This is a genomic window from Aeromicrobium sp. (assembly GCF_032084975.1).
Classification (GTDB): Bacteria; Actinomycetota; Actinomycetes; order Propionibacteriales; family Nocardioidaceae; genus Aeromicrobium.
This window is the reverse complement of sequence record NZ_DAMDLR010000059.1, coordinates 1-16229: the sequence shown is the minus strand read 5'-3', so window position 1 is coordinate 16229 and position 16229 is coordinate 1. Positions and strand designations below refer to the sequence as shown.

General features: G+C 71.4%; 11 protein-coding genes and 1 pseudogene. 6 read left to right on the top strand and 6 right to left on the bottom strand.

Annotated features, from left to right (window positions below; translation table 11 throughout):
- From RT323_RS12780 to icmF, 3 genes are all read left to right on the top strand, one after another.
- On the top strand, positions 1–1650 hold a 1650-nt coding region (locus tag RT323_RS12780; RefSeq protein ID WP_313409055.1), incomplete at its 5' end, for an SbcC/MukB-like Walker B domain-containing protein.
- Positions 1651–1695: 45 nt separating this feature from the next.
- Positions 1696–2379 carry a helix-turn-helix domain-containing protein gene (locus RT323_RS12775; RefSeq protein WP_313409052.1) on the top strand — a complete coding sequence of 228 codons (684 nt, stop codon included), beginning with the start codon at positions 1696–1698 and terminating at the stop codon, positions 2377–2379.
- A gap of 56 nt (positions 2380–2435) precedes the next feature.
- The gene (icmF, locus tag RT323_RS12770) at positions 2436–5582 is read left to right on the top strand and encodes a fused isobutyryl-CoA mutase/GTPase IcmF (RefSeq protein ID WP_313409049.1); all 3147 of its coding nucleotides are present in this window, start codon (positions 2436–2438) and stop codon (positions 5580–5582) included.
- A gap of 9 nt (positions 5583–5591) precedes the next feature.
- Here icmF and soxR read toward each other — a convergent pair.
- The 5 genes and pseudogenes from soxR to RT323_RS12745 all read right to left on the bottom strand — a co-directional run.
- A pseudogene (gene soxR, locus RT323_RS12765) lies at positions 5592–5993 on the bottom strand (redox-sensitive transcriptional activator SoxR); the annotation flags it as partial.
- A 110-nt stretch (positions 5994–6103) separates the two neighbouring features.
- Positions 6104–7081 (bottom strand): SRPBCC family protein, encoded by a 978-nt coding sequence (locus RT323_RS12760; protein ID WP_313409047.1) that lies wholly within the window; start codon positions 7079–7081, stop codon positions 6104–6106.
- An 11-nt stretch (positions 7082–7092) separates the two neighbouring features.
- A complete protein-coding gene (locus RT323_RS12755; RefSeq protein WP_313409046.1) occupies positions 7093–7443 on the bottom strand; it encodes a metalloregulator ArsR/SmtB family transcription factor in 351 nt (116 codons plus the stop codon).
- Positions 7444–7491: 48 nt separating this feature from the next.
- Entirely contained in the window at positions 7492–10398 is a 2907-nt protein-coding gene (locus RT323_RS12750) for a PKD domain-containing protein (protein WP_313409044.1), read from the bottom strand.
- 226 nt (positions 10399–10624) lie between these two features.
- Positions 10625–11662 (bottom strand): ornithine cyclodeaminase, encoded by a 1038-nt coding sequence (locus tag RT323_RS12745; protein ID WP_313409041.1) that lies wholly within the window; start codon positions 11660–11662, stop codon positions 10625–10627.
- Positions 11663–11851: 189 nt separating this feature from the next.
- Here RT323_RS12745 and RT323_RS12740 point away from each other — a divergent pair, with 189 nt between their 5' ends.
- The 3 genes from RT323_RS12740 to RT323_RS12730 all read left to right on the top strand — a co-directional run bounded on the left by RT323_RS12740 (position 11852) and on the right by RT323_RS12730 (position 15966).
- Positions 11852–12520, top strand: a complete 669-nt coding sequence (locus RT323_RS12740; RefSeq protein ID WP_313409039.1) for a TetR/AcrR family transcriptional regulator — start codon at positions 11852–11854, stop codon at positions 12518–12520.
- 306 nt (positions 12521–12826) lie between these two features.
- Positions 12827–13660, top strand: a complete 834-nt coding sequence (gene fdhD, locus RT323_RS12735; protein WP_313409037.1) for a formate dehydrogenase accessory sulfurtransferase FdhD — start codon at positions 12827–12829, stop codon at positions 13658–13660.
- The gene (locus RT323_RS12730; protein ID WP_313409036.1) at positions 13657–15966 is read left to right on the top strand and encodes an FdhF/YdeP family oxidoreductase; all 2310 of its coding nucleotides are present in this window, start codon (positions 13657–13659) and stop codon (positions 15964–15966) included. The genes fdhD and RT323_RS12730 overlap by 4 nt, the downstream gene beginning before the upstream one ends.
- A gap of 10 nt (positions 15967–15976) precedes the next feature.
- On the opposite strand, the gene RT323_RS12725 is transcribed toward RT323_RS12730, so the two are convergent.
- On the bottom strand, positions 15977–16229 hold a 253-nt coding region (locus RT323_RS12725; RefSeq protein ID WP_313409034.1), incomplete at its 5' end, for a hypothetical protein.

Genomic DNA, 16229 nt, shown 5'->3' with positions numbered 1-16229 from the left:
GTCCCGGTCGAGGTCACCCCCGAGCAGGCGCGCCACGCCCTCTCCGCGCTGCGCGACGAGCTCCAGCAGTCCACCCGGCTCGCTCAGGCCCGCCAGCAGCTGACCCGCGCCGAGCTGACCGAGCTGGGCTGCACGAAGGACCTCGTGTCGGCGTCCTCGGCCCTGGCCTCACTGCAGGAGCGGCGCCTGGCCAACTTCGCGGGCGAGCTCGCCGAGCAGCTCCGCGAGGGTGAGCCGTGCGCGGTCTGCGGTGGCGTCGAGCATCCGGCCCCCGCCACGCACGCCGACGAGCCGGTGACGGAGGACATGCTCGAGGCCGCCCGTGCGGCCTTGGCCGACGCGGGCACGTGCGCCCGCGCCGCCAGTGACGATGTCGTCGCCCTGCGCACCACGATCGACGGTCTTGAGGGCGTCCGGCCCCTCGACCAGCTCGGCCCCCTGGTCGACCAGGCCGAGAGCGACCTGGCTCAGGCCCTCCAGACCGAGCAGGCACGGGCCCGGGCGCAGGCCGCGTGCGAGCGCATCGCCACCGCGCAGAAGGAGCTCGACGTCCGCCGGGCCAAGCTCGAGCAGGGACTCGAGCACGCGACCGAGCAGATCGCGAGCCTGACCGCCACGGTGCAGCAGGCGCGTGGTGAGGCCGGGTCGGTCGTCGAGCGCATCGACATCGTGACCCGCCACATCGGTGTCACCTCCGACCTGGTCGAGGCGCTGGCGGCGGTGTCCGGGGCCCAGCGGCACTCGACCGAGGCGGACATGCGCTTCCGCGAGGCGCTCGAGCACCACGGGTTCGACGACGAGCCTGCCTTCCTGGCAGCCGGGCTCGAGCCCGGGGCCGTCCGCGACCTCACCGCGCGGATCGAGGGCCACGACCGCGCCCGCGCCGGCACCGAGGCGGCTCTCGAGGCCCCCGATCTGCAAGACCTGCCCACCGAGCCTGCCGACGTCGACGGGCCGCGGGCCGCGCACGACGAGGCGAAGGAGGCGTGCGACGCCGCCTCCCAGCACTTCGGGGCCGTCCGGACCCGCTCCGCCACGTCGCACCAGCTGGCCGCGTCGATCCGTCAGGGCTGGGCGGGCAGCGCACGCACGCGAGCCCGCTACGAGGTGCTCGACCGCCTGGCGCGGTCGCTGCACGGGGAGTCGCCCAACACCAAGCGCATGCGGCTCGAGAGCTACGTCCTGGCGGCCGAGCTCGACCAGATCGTCGAGGCGGCCAACGCGCGCCTGCACGCCATGTCGTCCGGTCGGTATGCGCTGCGCCGCAGCGAGGAGGTCGCGACCCGCGGCTCCAACGCGGGTCTCGAGGTCCGCGTGCTCGACGAGTACACCAGCCAGACGCGTCCGCCCGAGTCGCTCTCCGGCGGCGAGAAGTTCCTCGCCTCGCTCGCGCTGGCGCTCGGCCTGGCCGAGGTCGTCACCAACCGTGCGGGCGGGGTCACCCTGGACACCCTGTTCATCGACGAGGGCTTCGGCTCGCTCGACGCCGAGACGCTCGACGTCGCGATGCACACGCTCGACTCCCTGCGCGAGAACGGGCGCACGATCGGCCTGATCAGCCACGTCGAGACGATGAAGGAGCGGATCCCCGCGCAGCTGGCGGTCGTCAGGACCACCGCGGGGTGCAGCGCCGTCGACGTCCGGATCTGACTGGAAAGCCGGGCGAAGTGACGTCAGGCCCCATATGATGAGCCCGTGGACGACGATGACCTGTTGAGCCTGCTCCCGCAGCGGCTCGACCTGCCGCGCGGGCGCTCGGCGCTCTCGGGGTCCGAGGTCGCCGCGTCCCGCCGGGGCCGGATCCTGCAGGCGACCCTCGAGGAGATCGCCGAGTCCGGCTACGCGGCCACGACGGTCGCCGCGATCACCAAGCGCGCCCACGTGTCCAGGACCGCGTTCTACGAGGCCTTCCGTGACAAGGAGGCGGCCTTCGCCGCAGCGCACTGGAACGCCAGCGAGCTGGCGCTGACCCGCGTCTGGACGCCTGCGCTCTCGGTCACCGGCACCGACTACGACGCCCGCATCCGCGCGGCGATCGAGTCCTACGTCGGCGTGCTCGAGGCAGCTCCCAGCTTCGCGATCTGCGTCTACGTCGAGATCCGGGCGGCGGGAGAGCGGCTCCAGGTGCAGCGCGACGAGATGACCGACCGGCACCTGTTGGTCCTGCGTGAGATCGCGGAGGCGTCGGCTCCTTCGCGCGGCATCGTCGTCCCACCCGACGACGACCTGCGGGCGCTGATGGGTGCGTTCGACGAGCTGATCGGCAGGGCCATCCGCGCGCAGCGTCACGCCGACAGCCTCGACCTGCAGTCGGTCGTCGCGCCGCTGACGCGCGTGCTGCTGGCGGTGATGCGCGGGGCGGATCGGCCGTCCGCGTGACATCGTGACGGGGCCGCGCGTACATTACTAGGACATCCTAGTAATTGAGGTCCGCCATGTACGTCCCCACGCATCCGGTGCGCTTCGTCACCGCGTCGAGTCTGTTCGACGGCCACGACGCCAGCATCAACATCATGCGGCGCATCCTGCAGAGCCAGGGTGCCGAGGTCGTCCACCTGGGGCACAACCGATCCGTGGCCGAGATCGTCGACGCGGCGGTCGAGGAGGACGTGCAGGGAGTCGCCGTCAGCTCGTACCAGGGCGGCCACGTCGAGTACTTCGAGTACCTCGTGCAGCTGCTGGCCGAGCGCGGCGCGGGGCACATCAAGGTGTTCGGTGGGGGCGGGGGCGTGATCGTGCCGGACGAGATCGCCCGGCTGCGCGCGGCCGGGGTGACGATCTTCAGCCCCCAGGACGGTCAGCGCCTGGGCCTCGTCGGGATGATCAACACGCTCGTCGAGCAGTGTGACGTCGACCTGGTCGAGGTGGGACTGCCCGCGGCCGAGGCCGTCGTGGCCGGCGACCGCACCGCGGTGGCCCGGGCGATCACCGCGGCGGAGTCGGGCCGACTGCCGGCCGAGCTGGCGCGCGCGATCGAGCAGGCGGCTGCCGGCTCGACGACGCCGGTGCTGGGCATCACGGGCACCGGCGGCTCGGGCAAGAGCTCGCTGACCGATGAGCTGGTGCGCCGGCTGCGCGTGGACCACGCGGACAAGCTGCGGGTGGCGGTCGTGGCGATCGACCCGACCCGCCGCAAGGGTGGCGGTGCGCTGCTGGGCGACCGGATCCGGATGAACGCGCTGGGCGGCCCGGTGACGTTCCGCTCGCTGGCCACCCGCGGCAACCACGAGGTGCCTGAGCACCTGGCCGACGTGATCGCCGTGCTGAAGGCCGCGGGCCACGACCTGGTGATCGTCGAGACGCCGGGCATCGGCCAGGGCGACGCGGGGATCCTGCCGTTCGTCGACCGCTCGCTCTACGTGATGACGCCGGAGTTCGGTGCCGCCAGCCAGCTGGAGAAGATCGACATGCTCGACTTCGCCGACGTGGTCGCGATCAACAAGTTCGAGCGCCGTGGCGCCAAGGACGCGCTGCGCGACGTCGGCCGTCAGCTGGTCCGCAACCGCGAGGCGTTCGGGAAGCAGCCGGCGGACATGCCGGTCTTCGGCACCTCGGCCGCCCACTTCAACGACGACGGCGTGACGGCGCTGTACCAGGAGCTGCGCGACGTCCTGGGCCTGGAGCCCGGCGTCCTGCCGGCCGTGGACGTGCGCCACTCGACCGACGAGCACCATCTCGTCCCGCCCCAGCGCATCCGCTACCTGGCCGAGATCGCGGAGACGGTGCGCGGCTTCCACGCCGAGACCGAGCGGATCGCCGACCTGGCCGACACGGCGCAGCACCTCGCGACCGCCGCCGCCATGCTGCCCGACGACGCGGCCGTGAACGAGGCCGCGCGGCACGCCCTCGACGCGCTGCCCGCCGACGTCCGGCGCACGTTCGACGCCTGGCCGTCAGTCGTGGAGTCGTACTCCGGTGACGAGCAGGTCGTGAAGGTGCGCGACCGCGAGCTGCGGTTCGAGCTGGCGCGCGAGACGCTCTCGGGCAACCAGGTCCGCCGGGTGAGCCTGCCGCGTTACCGCTCCCACGGCGACCTGGTGCGCTTCTGGCGCCGCGAGAACCTGCCGGGACACTTCCCCTACACGGCGGGCGTGTTCACGTTCAAGCGCGACAACGAGGATCCCGCCCGCATGTTCGCCGGCGAGGGCGACCCGTTCCGGACGAACCGCCGTTTCAAGCTGCTCAGCGAGGGCCAGCCCGCCACCCGCCTGTCGACGGCGTTCGACTCGGTGACGCTCTACGGGCGCGATCCCGACGAGCGGCCGGACATCTACGGCAAGGTCGGCACCTCGGGCGTCTCGGTGGCCACATTGGACGACATGCGGGCCCTCTACGACGGGTTCGACCTGCTCGACCCGTCGACCAGCGTCTCGATGACGATCAACGGGCCCGCCCCGACGGTGTTGGCGTTCTTCCTCAACACGGTGATCGACCAGGCGGCCGAGAAGGGCATCAGCGCCGCCGAGGCGCTGCAGCAGGTTCGCGGCACGGTCCAGGCCGACATCCTCAAGGAGGACCAGGGTCAGAACACGTGCCTGTTCTCGACCGAGTTCAGCCTGCGGATGATGGGCGACATCCAGCAGTGGTTCATCGAGCAGGGCGTCCGGAACTTCTACTCGGTGTCGATCTCGGGCTATCACATCGCCGAGGCCGGGGCGAACCCCATCAGCCAGCTGGCGTTCACGTTGAGCAACGGGTTCACGTACGTGGAGTCGTACCTCGCCCGTGGCATGGACATCGACGACTTCGCGCCCAACCTGTCGTTCTTCTTCAGCAACGGCATGGACCCGGAGTACTCGGTCATGGGCCGCGTCGCGCGCCGGATCTGGGCGATCGCGATGAGGGAGAAGTACGGCGCGAACGACCGCAGCCAGAAGCTGAAGTACCACGTGCAGACGTCGGGACGCTCGCTGCACGCGCAGGAGATGAACTTCAACGACATCCGTACGACGCTGCAGGCGCTCATCGCGATCTACGACAACGCCAACAGCCTGCACACCAACGCCTTCGACGAGGCCGTCACCACCCCGTCGGAGGAATCGGTGCGGCGCGCGCTCGCGATCCAGCTGATCATCAACCGCGAGTGGGGCCTGGCGATGAACGAGAACCCCCTGCAGGGCTCGTTCGTCATCGACGAGCTGACCGACCTGGTCGAGGAGGCGGTGCTGCGCGAGTTCGAGTCCATCAGCGAGCGCGGCGGCGTCCTCGGCGCGATGGAGACCGGGTACCAGCGCGGACGCATCCAGGACGAGTCGATGCTCTACGAGCACCGCAAGCACGACGGCTCGCTGCCGATCGTCGGCGTCAACACCTTCAAGAACCCGCACGGCGACGAGGTGGCCCAGACGCTGGCGCTGGCCCGCGCCACCGAGGACGAGAAGCAGTCCCAGCTGCGCCGCCTGCGCGACTTCCAGCAGGAGCACCGCGACGAGGCCGAGGCCGCGCTGGCCCGGCTCAAGGAGGCGGCCGCGAGCCACGAGAACGTGTTCGCCGTCCTCATGGCCGCCGCCCGCGTATGCTCGCTCCAGCAGGTCACCGAGGCCTTCTTCGAGGTCGGGGGACAGTACCGCCGCAACGTCTGAGGGGCCCTCGGCGGCCAGGTCGTCGTCGGGGTTGCGCAGGCGGCACTTCCGCAGCGACAGGCAGCCGCAGCCGATGCAGCCGTCGAGGTCGTCGCGCAGGCGCTGAAGTCGGTCGATCCGCTCGTCCAGCGAGCTGCGCCAGCGGCGCGACAGGCGGGCCCAGTCCGCCTTGGTCGGCGCGTGGTCGGTCGGGAGCGTCGCCAGCGCCTCGCGGATCTCGGCCAGCGAGATCCCGACGCGCTGCGAGGTGCGGATGAACGCCACCCGGCGCAGGACGTCGCGCGTGTAGCGGCGCTGGTTCCCCGCCGTGCGGGTGGCGGTGATCAAGGCCTCACGCTCGTAGAAGTGCAGGGCCGAGACGGTGAGGCCGGAGCGTTCGGCGACCTGTGACGGTGTGAGCAGAACGGTCATCGTGACCTCAACCATAGTTGAGGTGCTGCACGCGCTGAGTTGCACGTTGTGCCCGCGACACACCGTGTCTGCGAGGTCGAACGTGCAACTCAGCGCCTCGACGGCCCGGATCAGGCCGGGACGAGGACGTCCTTCTCGAGTCGGGCGTAGCTGATCTCCATGCCGTCGGCCATGCCGGTCGAGAGGATCTGGTCGCGCAGCTCCCGGCTGGGGAAGGTCATGACGGTCGACACCAAGGTCCCGCTCTCGACCGGGGTGAGGGTCATGTCGTTGCGGACGCCGTCGCCCTCCACGCCGATCATCCGCTCGTTCGTCACGCAGCGGACGGGTGCCTGCACCTCGAGCAGCTCGCCGGTGAAGCCGAACCGGTTCGAGCCGTCCTCCTGCTCCCACTCGTACAGGTACGTGTCGCCGACCTCGGTCGCCACGTCGCAGGTCGCCATGACCCAGCCGTCCGGGCCCAGCATCCAGCGACGCATCAGCTCGGGGTCGGTGTGGGCACTCCACACCTGGTCCACCGTGCCGCGGACGATCCGGGAGACACGGGCGTGGGTGTCGTCCAGCAGCTGCGTGGTCGTGCCCGCCCCGGCTGCGTAGGACTTCAGGTCCGCGAGCACCTCGTCCATCTGGCCCATGGCGGACGTCATGCCCTCCTCCATGCCGGTCTCGATCAGCTTCTCGAGGTCCTCGAGGGAGCCGAACCACGTGGTCGTCGTGACCCGCGAGCCCTCGTCGGTCTCCTCGAAGGCGAACGTCATCCGCATCGAGGGCATCTGGGTGTCGGGAACGCCGGGCTCGGACGCGAAGCCGTCCTCGACCTCGAAGCCCTTGCCCTCGTCGACGGAGCGGAACTTCCAGTAGCCGGCACTCGTGTCGCCGTCGGGTCCGGTCATGACGTAGTGGGACTCGCCGCCGGGGGTCATGTCGTGGCGGCTGAAGGTGGCCGGCCACTCGACCGGTCCCCAGAACCTCTCCAGCTGGCGGGGGTCGGCGTAGGCGTCCCACAGCCGGCGTACCGGCACGGGGAACTCGGCGACGACCACCATGGTCAGGTCGTCGGTGTCCTTGGACACGGAGGTGATGGGCATGGCAGTGCCTTTCAGGAGGGCGGTTGTTCGGTCAGCAGGGCGTCGAGTCGCTCGACGCGCGAGCGCCAGACGAGCTCGAGCTCGTCGAGCAGGTGTTGGGCCCGGGCGATCGTCTCGGGGTTGCCTCGGACCAGACGCTCTCGGCCCTGCGGGTGCTTGGTCACGAGACCGGCTCCTTCCAGGACCGCGACGTGCTTCTGCACGGCGGCGAACGACATGTCGTAGGACTCGGCGAGCCGCGAGACCGAGGCCTCGCCGACGAGGGTCCGGCGGACGATGTCCCGCCGGGTCGCGTCGGCCAGGGCGTGGAAGATCCGGTCGACCTCGTCGTCGCTGAGTGCGCTCTTCGTATCTACAACCATTTGGTTGCACGTTACGACGCGCGAGGTCGGGCGTCAAGGCCTTTCCCGTCAGGGAGCGACGTCCGTGATCGTGAGGTCGTCGAACCGCGTCGTGACGGGCGCGCTCGAGCCGCTCGACATGTACGTCGACAGCGCGAGGCCGCCCGGTGCCTGCAGCGACGCCGTGCCGTCCGTGACGGTGGCCTGCCAGCCCGGCTCGGCCGCGCCGGCGGCGAAGATCTTCGCCGACAGGGTCGTGGTGCCGGCGACCGAGACCACGCGGACCACCGTCGTGTACGCCGTGTTCGCCGCGATCGTCATCCCGCTGACCGGCACGGACCGCAGCACCGTCTCGGTCCCGCCCACGCGGCGAGCAAGGTCGAGGCGCGGCCGTCCGGCGTTGCCGATGTTCAGGGTCAGCCGGTAGTCGTCGTTCGGCGTGAGGGCGCGGGGGACCAGCCGGGTCCACAGCACGCCCTGGGACCCCGGACGGCTCCACGACAGGTCGGTCCGCAGCTCGACGTCCCGCGCCGGGGCGCCGCCGAGCGTGGTCTGCGCGGTGGATCCCGCCTGCGTGAGCACGTGCTGTCCGGTGCCGCCGCTGACGCCGTAGAGGCTCGTCCGCCCCAGCAGGCTCCAGGTGCCTCCGCGGTCCGCGGCACCCCAGCCGTTCGTGACGGTGCGCCCGAACCGGTCCTCCACGATCGGTCCCGTGGCGGGGGTGGCCGAGACCGACACGGACCTCGTGGCCGTGTGGCTGGCTCCGTCGTCGTCCGTGACGGTGAGCCGGACCGTGTAGGTGCCGTCGGCCGCGTACGTGTGGGTCGGCGCCGCCTGGGTGGAGGCGTCGCCGTCGCCGAAGTCCCAGGCGCGGGACGTGATGGTGCCGTCACTGTCGGTGCTGCCCGCGGAGCTCAGTGCGACCGTCCGCTCCGACTGCGAGGTGACCGAGATCGCCGCGACGGGTGCGGTGTTGGGCGGCGGTGGTGGGGGCGGCGGGGGAGCGGCACCGACACGTGTCACCGTGATCTCGTCGACCGAGACCGTCGAGGGGCCGGACGCCGCCCCCGAGGTGTACACGCTGTAGCCGACGCCACCGGAGGCCGCCTGGACGGCCGCGGTCGAGTCCTGGGTCTGCAGGGTCCACGCCGCCGGCTCGTCCGGGCCCGTCCACGCCTTGACCCGCAGCACGGTCGGCGAGGTGCCCACGGTGTCGAACCGCACGTGCAGCGGCTGACCGGCGTTGACGCTCTGGGGCAGGCGGACCGAGGTCAGCGTGGTCGTGGTCGACCCGACCCGGCGGTCGATCGACACATCGGGCCGGCCGGCCTCGCGGAACTTGACCTGGGCGCGGTAGTCGCCGCCGCTCGACCGCCGGGACCACACCCCGGCGTACGTCCCGCTGCCCGTGACGGCGGGCGAGACCGCGAACGAGGTCCGCAGGGTCGCGTCGCCCGCGGCGACGGTGTTCGCGGCGATGTCGCGGCTGGCGGACGGCGGCACCGTGATCCGGCCGTGGCCGTCGGCGACCGAGAAGGCGGCCGGTGTGGAGGTGGCCCACGCCGCGCCGCTGGGCGCGGTGCCCCAACCGGACGCGACCGTCCGCGAGAACGAGTCCTGCAGCACGGCGTCGGCGGTGGGCGTGCGGACGGTCCAGGTCGGCGAGACCTCGGTGTCGGTGCCGTCCGACACGCGCACCCGCCACTCGTGGTCGGTGTCCCTCGCGAGGTCGGCCCACGTCGCCGCGACGGTCTCGCCCGACTCGGCCTGCACCGTCGCGATCGGGCGGAACGGTGCCGGCTCCGCCGCGGCGAAGTCGAAGGGCATGGTGAAAGCCGAGTCGGCGTCCGTCTCGTAGCGGCCGAGCCTGGGGGAGTATGTGGCGGCCGTGATGCGCCCGGCGGCGGGCTCGAACCGGTACGTGCGCAGCCAGCCGTCCCCACCGTTCGGGCGGGTCTGGTAGTTGGTCAGCACCTGGTGCACGGGCCGGCCGCACGCGTTGGCGTCGGTCCGTCGTGCCTCGCCGAGGTCCCCGCTGTGCTCGTGCCCGCTGAGCACGAGCCGGACCGTGCAGTGGGTCCGGACGAAGTCGGTCCACAGCGTCTCGGTCGGCGTGCCTCCGGGTCGTTGCGCCACGGTCCGGCGCGTGCCGTCCAGCTTGAGGAAGCCGTGCGTGAACATGATCACCGAGCGGTCGGGGTGGGCCGCGAGGACGCGGTCGGCCCACGCGAGGACGTCGGTCGGCGCCTCCCACTCGAGCCCGAGCACGAGCCAGTCGACGCCGCCAGCGGTGAACAGCGAGTAGTTGTTCATGTTCTGGCGGTCCCGGGTGTCGTCGCCGAACTCGTCCTGGCCCATGTAGCCGCCGTACGAGGCGGTCGACGGGGTCCAGTCCGCGTCCGCGTAGCGGCTGACCGGGAACCAGCGGTCGTACTCGTCGAAGGCCCCGGTGGCGGGGTCGAAGTCGTGGTTGCCCGGCACGACGGCGTTCGGCACCCGGTTGTCGTCCAGGATCTTGAGCCCGTCCGACGCCCACGGCCAGTGGCCGGCCCAGTCCCACGTGGCGACGAGGTCGCCCAGCTGCACCACGAACTGGGTGTTGAGCGCTGCGCGCTGGTCGACGACCCACTGCGCCTGCTGGGCGATGATCGCGCCGCGCGTGCGGGTCGTGTAGTTCTGAATGTCGGGCAGCGCCACGAGCGTGAACGGCTCGGCGTCGGAGCCGCCGCCGGTCGTCTCACCCGTGCGGCGTCCCTCGAAGGTCACCTCGAGGGGATCGCCGTCGGGGTCCGACGCGGTGACCCGCAGGGTCGGATCGGCGGTGGTGCTCACCGACCCGTTCGCCGGGGACACGAGCTGCACCGTGGGCGGCGCGGCGGTCGCCGGCGGCGCGAGCGTGAGGAGGACGACGGACGCGATGGTCGCGACCGAGATGGACGTGCGCCTGCTGTGCGGCGCCGGAGCTGTCGGACGCATCGCACCTCCCCAGAGGGTGCCGAACGGTCGGTTGACCCCGTGATCGTCCCACCGCGATCAGCCCGGGAACATGGCACTTCCTGCTGGTTTCCGCCTAGTCGCCACGGCGCCGCCGCCCCGACGCGCGCAACCCCCCCCCTCCACTTTTGGACGCGGATCCACGTCCGCGGCGCCAGCGGAGGTGGATCCGCGCCCAAAAGTGGCGAGGGGAGGACGGCGCCAGCGGTCAGATCGCTCCGGTGAGCACGGACGTCGTCAGGGCGAACAGGTCCTTGGGGTCGGCGGGCTCGGCGACCAGGTCGAGCCACGAGACCAGGTCCGTTCCGGCGACGGCACGACGGGCGTGCATCAGGGCGGCGAAGTCCTCGACCGCGAAGCCGACCGAGTCGAACACGGTGACATCCGCGGGGGAGCGGCGACCGGGCGCGTCGCGCGTGATGACGCGCCACAGCTCGGTCACGGGAAAGTCGGCCGGCACGGCCTGGATCTCGCCCTCGATGCGCGTCTGCGGCTCGAACTCCACGAACACCTCGCCGCGGTGCAGGATCGCGGGGTCGAGCTCGGTCTTGCCGGGGCAGTCGCCGCCGATCGCGTTGACGTGCACTCCCGGGGCGACCATGTCGTCCGTGAGGACGAGCGCTCGCTGCTTGTCGGCCGTGCACGTCGTGATGACGTCGGCGCCGCGGACCGCGTCCTGCGCGCTGGACGCGACGTGCACGTCGAAGCCGAGCGGTTCGACGTTGCGCACCATCTTGGCCATGGCCGCGGGGTCGACGTCCCAGATCCGCAGCGACCGGATGCCCAGGGCCGCGCGGAACCCGAGGGCCTGGAACTCCGACTGCGATCCCGTGCCGATCATCGCCATGACCTGCGAGTCCGGGCGCGCGAGATGGCGCGCGGCCATCGCCGACGTGGCGGCGGTGCGCAGGGCGGTCAGCAGGGTCATCTCGGCGACGAACGTCGGGTAGCCGGAGTGGACGTCGGCCAGCACGCCGAAGGCCGTCACGGTCTGGAAGCCGCGGGCGGGGTTCGCCGGGTGGCCGTTGACGTACTTGAAGCCGTAGGCGACGCCGTCGCTCGTGGGCATCAGCTCGATCACGCCGTCGTGCGAGTGCGAGGCGACCCGCGCGGTCTTGTCGAACTCGGGCCAGCGCCGGAAGTCGGTCTCGATGGCGTCGGTCATGGCGGCGATGATCGCCTCGGCCCCGGACTGGCGGATCCAGCAGGCGGTCGCGGCGACATCGAGGAAGGGGACGTGGCTCATGAGGCCCACGGTACGGCGGCGGCCGTGTGCAAACAATGACGTTTCCTTGCGTTTCCAACGGCGAAATCATGCAGGAGAACGGGTTCAGCACAACGAAAGCCTGCGTGTCTGTGACCTGTGGTGCAGGTGAGGCGATCTCAGCAGGAGAAAGCCCCGGACAGACCGGGATTGCAGGGCTAGCCTGTGGCGGTGGCCGACGACGGACTGACCCTTCTCCCCGAGCGGCTCGGCCTGCCTCGAGGCCGCTCGGCGCTGCCCGAGTCCGAGGTCGCCGCCTCCCAGCGGGGCCGGATCATGCAGGCGGTCACCGACGAGGTGGCCGCGGTCGGGTACGCCAAGGCCACGGTCGCGGGGATCACCCGCCGGGCCCGGGTCTCGCGCACGACCTTCTACCAGTCGTTCGACGACAAGGAGCACGCGTTCGCCGAGGCCTACGTCGCCATCAGCGACCAAGTGGTCTCGGTGATTCGCGAGCGTGCCGCCCAGACCGACGACTCCGCCTGGCGCGAGCGCATCGACCTCGGGGTGAGAGCGCTCGTGGGCAGCTTCGAGTCGCGGCCCTCGTACGCGCGCAGCTACATGGTCGAGGTGCACGGAGCAGGCGAGCGCGTCCTCCGGCTGCGCGACCACGTGGTCGAGCGCCACTCGCGCAGCCTGGCCCGGGTGGCCTATCTGGCGGGGCAGGCCGGTGCGCCCGTGCGCCAGCCCAGCGAGCTGGAGGTGATCGGCGCGATCGGGGCCACCGAGGAGCTCGTCGCCCGCGCCGTGCGCCGCGTTGGTCGCCACGACCGTCACGCGTTCCGGGCGGTCGTGCCCGCCATCGTCACGATCCACACGGCCGTCCTGCGCGCCGATTGACTCGCAACCGCCGATTCTGACTCTGGTTGGCGGCGATTCCATCATCGTGAACAAGTTTTGGCGAAACCGCCTCAGCATCTGTACCGGAGATGTACTTTTGTCTTGCGGCCCTCGTGGAACCACACCACACGAGCAGCCGGGAGGGAGTGTTCGGTCCCCCAGCCGAACCCGTCTGTCGAGTGTCTGGCGCCCCCGCACACCCCCGAGGCGGGGGTGCCAGACCTCCACCCCCACCGGGCACCGCGGGCCCCACGAGCTCGCCCTCGCAGCGCTGGCGCAGCCCGGTTTCTCGCCTACCGTGGTGTCATGACCAAGCCCGCGGTCCGCCGCCGCGTCACGATCGTCGAGAACGGTCGAGCCCGCCGCGGCGAGGACCGGCTGACCGGCGAGGAGCCGCTCGAGATCCGCGTGAACGGCAGATCCCTCGCCGTCACGATGCGCACGCCCGGTCACGACGTCGAGCTCGCCCTGGGCTTCTTGGTCTCGGAGGGGGTCATCACCCGCCGCGACCAGGTCCACACCGCGCGCTACTGCGCGGGCGCGACCGACGAGGGCGTCAACACCTACAACGTCCTCGACGTCCACGTCGCGCACGACGCGCACCTCGACCACCTCGCGCTCGAGCGCCACGGCGTGACGTCGTCCTCGTGCGGTGTGTGCGGCAAGACCAGCATCGACGCGGTGACGACGCGCTCGGCGTTCGAGGTCGACAGCGACCCGCTGCGCATCGAGGCACGGCTGCTGACCACGATGCCCGACCGGCTGCGCTCGGCGCAGCGCGTCTTCGACCAGACCGGCGGCCTCCACGCGGCAGGCCTCTTCGACGGCCGCACGGGACAGCCGCTCGTGGTGCGCGAGGACGTGGGCCGGCACAACGCCGTCGACAAGGTCGTCGGCTGGGCGCTCGAGCACGAGAAGCTGCCGCTCAGCGGCTGCGTGCTGATGGTGTCGGGCCGTGCCGGCTTCGAGCTCGCGCAGAAGGCGTCGATGGCCGGAGTGCCGATGCTGGCGGCGGTGTCGGCCCCGTCGTCGCTGGCGGTCGACCTGGCCGAGAGCGCCGGTCTGACGGTGGTCGGGTTCCTGCGGGGCGAGTCGATGGTCGTGTACTCACGGCCGGATCGGGTGGAGGTGGTGCAGTGAAGCGCAACCAGGTCCTGGAGGACCCGAACGACGACGAGATCGAGACCGGCGAGCCGAAGTCATGGGCCGCCGGCGTGCCGGGCGTGCTGCACGCGCTCGACCACTCGTTGCGGGGGATGGGCGTGCGCCGCAGCGCGAAGCTGCTGACGACGATGAACCAGAAGGACGGCTTCGACTGCATGAGCTGTGCCTGGCCCGATCCGAGCGAGCGGGCCGTGGCCGAGTTCTGCGAGAACGGCGCGAAGGCCGTCGCGTGGGAGGCGACTCCGGTCACGGTGCCGTCGGGGTTCTGGGCCGAGCACTCGGTCGACGAGCTGGCGTCGCGCAGCGAGTACTGGCTGGGACAGCAGGGCCGCCTGGTGGAGCCGGTGTACAAGGCGCCCGGCCAGAGCCACTACCGCCCGGTCTCGTGGGACGAGGCGTTCTCGATCGCCGCCGAGGCGCTCAACGCGCTCGACACTCCCGACCAGGCGTCGTTCTACACCTCCGGGCGCGCCTCGAACGAGGCCGCGTTCCTGTACCAGCTGTTCGTGCGGGCGTACGGCACGAACAACCTGCCCGACTGCTCGAACATGTGCCACGAGTCGACCAGCGCGGCGATGGCCGAGACGATCGGCCTGGGCAAGGCGACGGTCACCTACAAGGACTTCGCGCAGGCGGACCTGGTCATCGTGATGGGCCAGAATCCCGGCACGAATCACCCGCGCATGCTCACGGCGCTCGAGGAGGCCAAGCGCGGCGGCACCTCGATCATCGCGGTCAACCCGCTGCCCGAGGCGGGACTGATGCGGTTCAAGAATCCGCAGAGGCCGCGCGGCGTGATCGGCCGCGGCACCAGGATCGCGGACCAGTTCTTCCAGATCCGCCTCGGCGGCGACGGGCTGCTGCTGCAGGCCGTCATCAAGCGTGTGCTCGAGGCCGAGGACGCCGCTCCGGGCACGGTCCTCGACCACGAGTTCATCGCCGAGCACACGGCCGGGCTCGACGAGCTGCGCGCAGGACTGGCGGACCTCGACGAGGATGACGTGCTCACCGCCACCGGCCTGACGAGCGACGAGCTCGACCAGTTCGCCCGCCACTACCTGCGGGCGGACCGCGTCATCGTCACCTGGGCGATGGGCCTGACCCAGCACACCGAGTCCGTCTCCACGATCCGCGAGATCATCAACCTGCTGCTGCTGCGCGGGCACATGGGCCGTCCGGGCGCGGGCGCGTGCCCGATCCGCGGCCACAGCAACGTGCAGGGCGACCGGACGATGGGCATCTGGGAGAAGATGCCCGACGCGTTCATCGACCGGCTGCGCGACGAGTTCGGCTTCGAGCCGCCGCGCCACCACGGACTCGACTCGGTGCACACCGTCCGCGGCATGCAGCGCGGCGACGTGCGCTTCTTCATGGCCCTGGGCGGCAACTTCGTCTCGGCCATCTCCGACACGGGCGCCGCCGAGGCGGCCCTGCGCGGCACCGCGATGACGGTGCAGGTCTCGACCAAGCTCAACCGGTCGCACGGAGTCACGGGCGACGCGGCGCTCATCCTGCCGACCCTGGGGCGCACCGAGATCGACCGGCAGGCGACGGGGGAGCAGTTCGTCACCGTCGAGGACACCGTGTGCGCGGTCCACGCCTCGCACGGGCAGGTCGAGCCCGTCGGGCCGCAGCTGCTCTCGGAGATCGCGATCATCAGCCGGCTCGCCCGGGCGACCCTGGCCGACCGGGTGCCCGTCGACTGGGCGGCCCACGAGGGCGACTACCGGCTGATCCGCGAGCACATCAGCCGGGTCGTCCCCGGCTGCGAGGACTACGAGCGCAAGGTCACCGCGCCGGGTGGCTTCGTCCTGCCGCACGGCGCCAGGGACTCGCGGACCTTCGACACCCCGACCGGCCGGGCGATGTTCACCGCGAACCGGTTCGAGCCCGTCGTCGTGCCCGAGGGTCGGCTGCTGCTGCAGACCGTGCGCGCTCACGACCAGTTCAACACCACGATCTACAGCCGCAACGACCGCTACCGCGGGATCAAGGACGGGCGCGAGATCGTGTTCGTCCATCCCGACGACCTCGCCGATCGCGGACTCGCCGACGGCGACCAGGTCGACGTCTTCAGCGAGTGGCCCGACCAGCCCGACCGGGTCCTGCGCGGGTTCCGCGCCGTGGCCTTCCCGACCGCGCGAGGGTGCGCGGCGGCCTACTACCCGGAGGCGAACGTGCTCGTGCCGCTGGACTCGACCGCGAAGGGATCCAACACGCCGGTCTCCAAGGCCGTCGTGGTGCGCATCGAGCCGGCCGCGAACGGGGTCGCCCCGGGCTGAGCGTGAGCCGTCAGGCCGACGGCTCGGTATCGCTGCGGTCCCGTCCGATGTGCCGCGGCAGCAGCGCCGCGACGGCCAGTCCGGGGACGGCCCACAGCGCCATCACGACCAGCGCCGCGGCCGGGTCGCCGATCGCGAGCTGGACCGTCAGGACGACCAGCACCGCGCCCAGGTTGCCGGCCAGCAGCAGCATCGCGGTGACGCTGCCGGCACGCGCCGGCCCGACGTGCACCTCGGACCAGTCCAGCATCACCGGCAGCGTG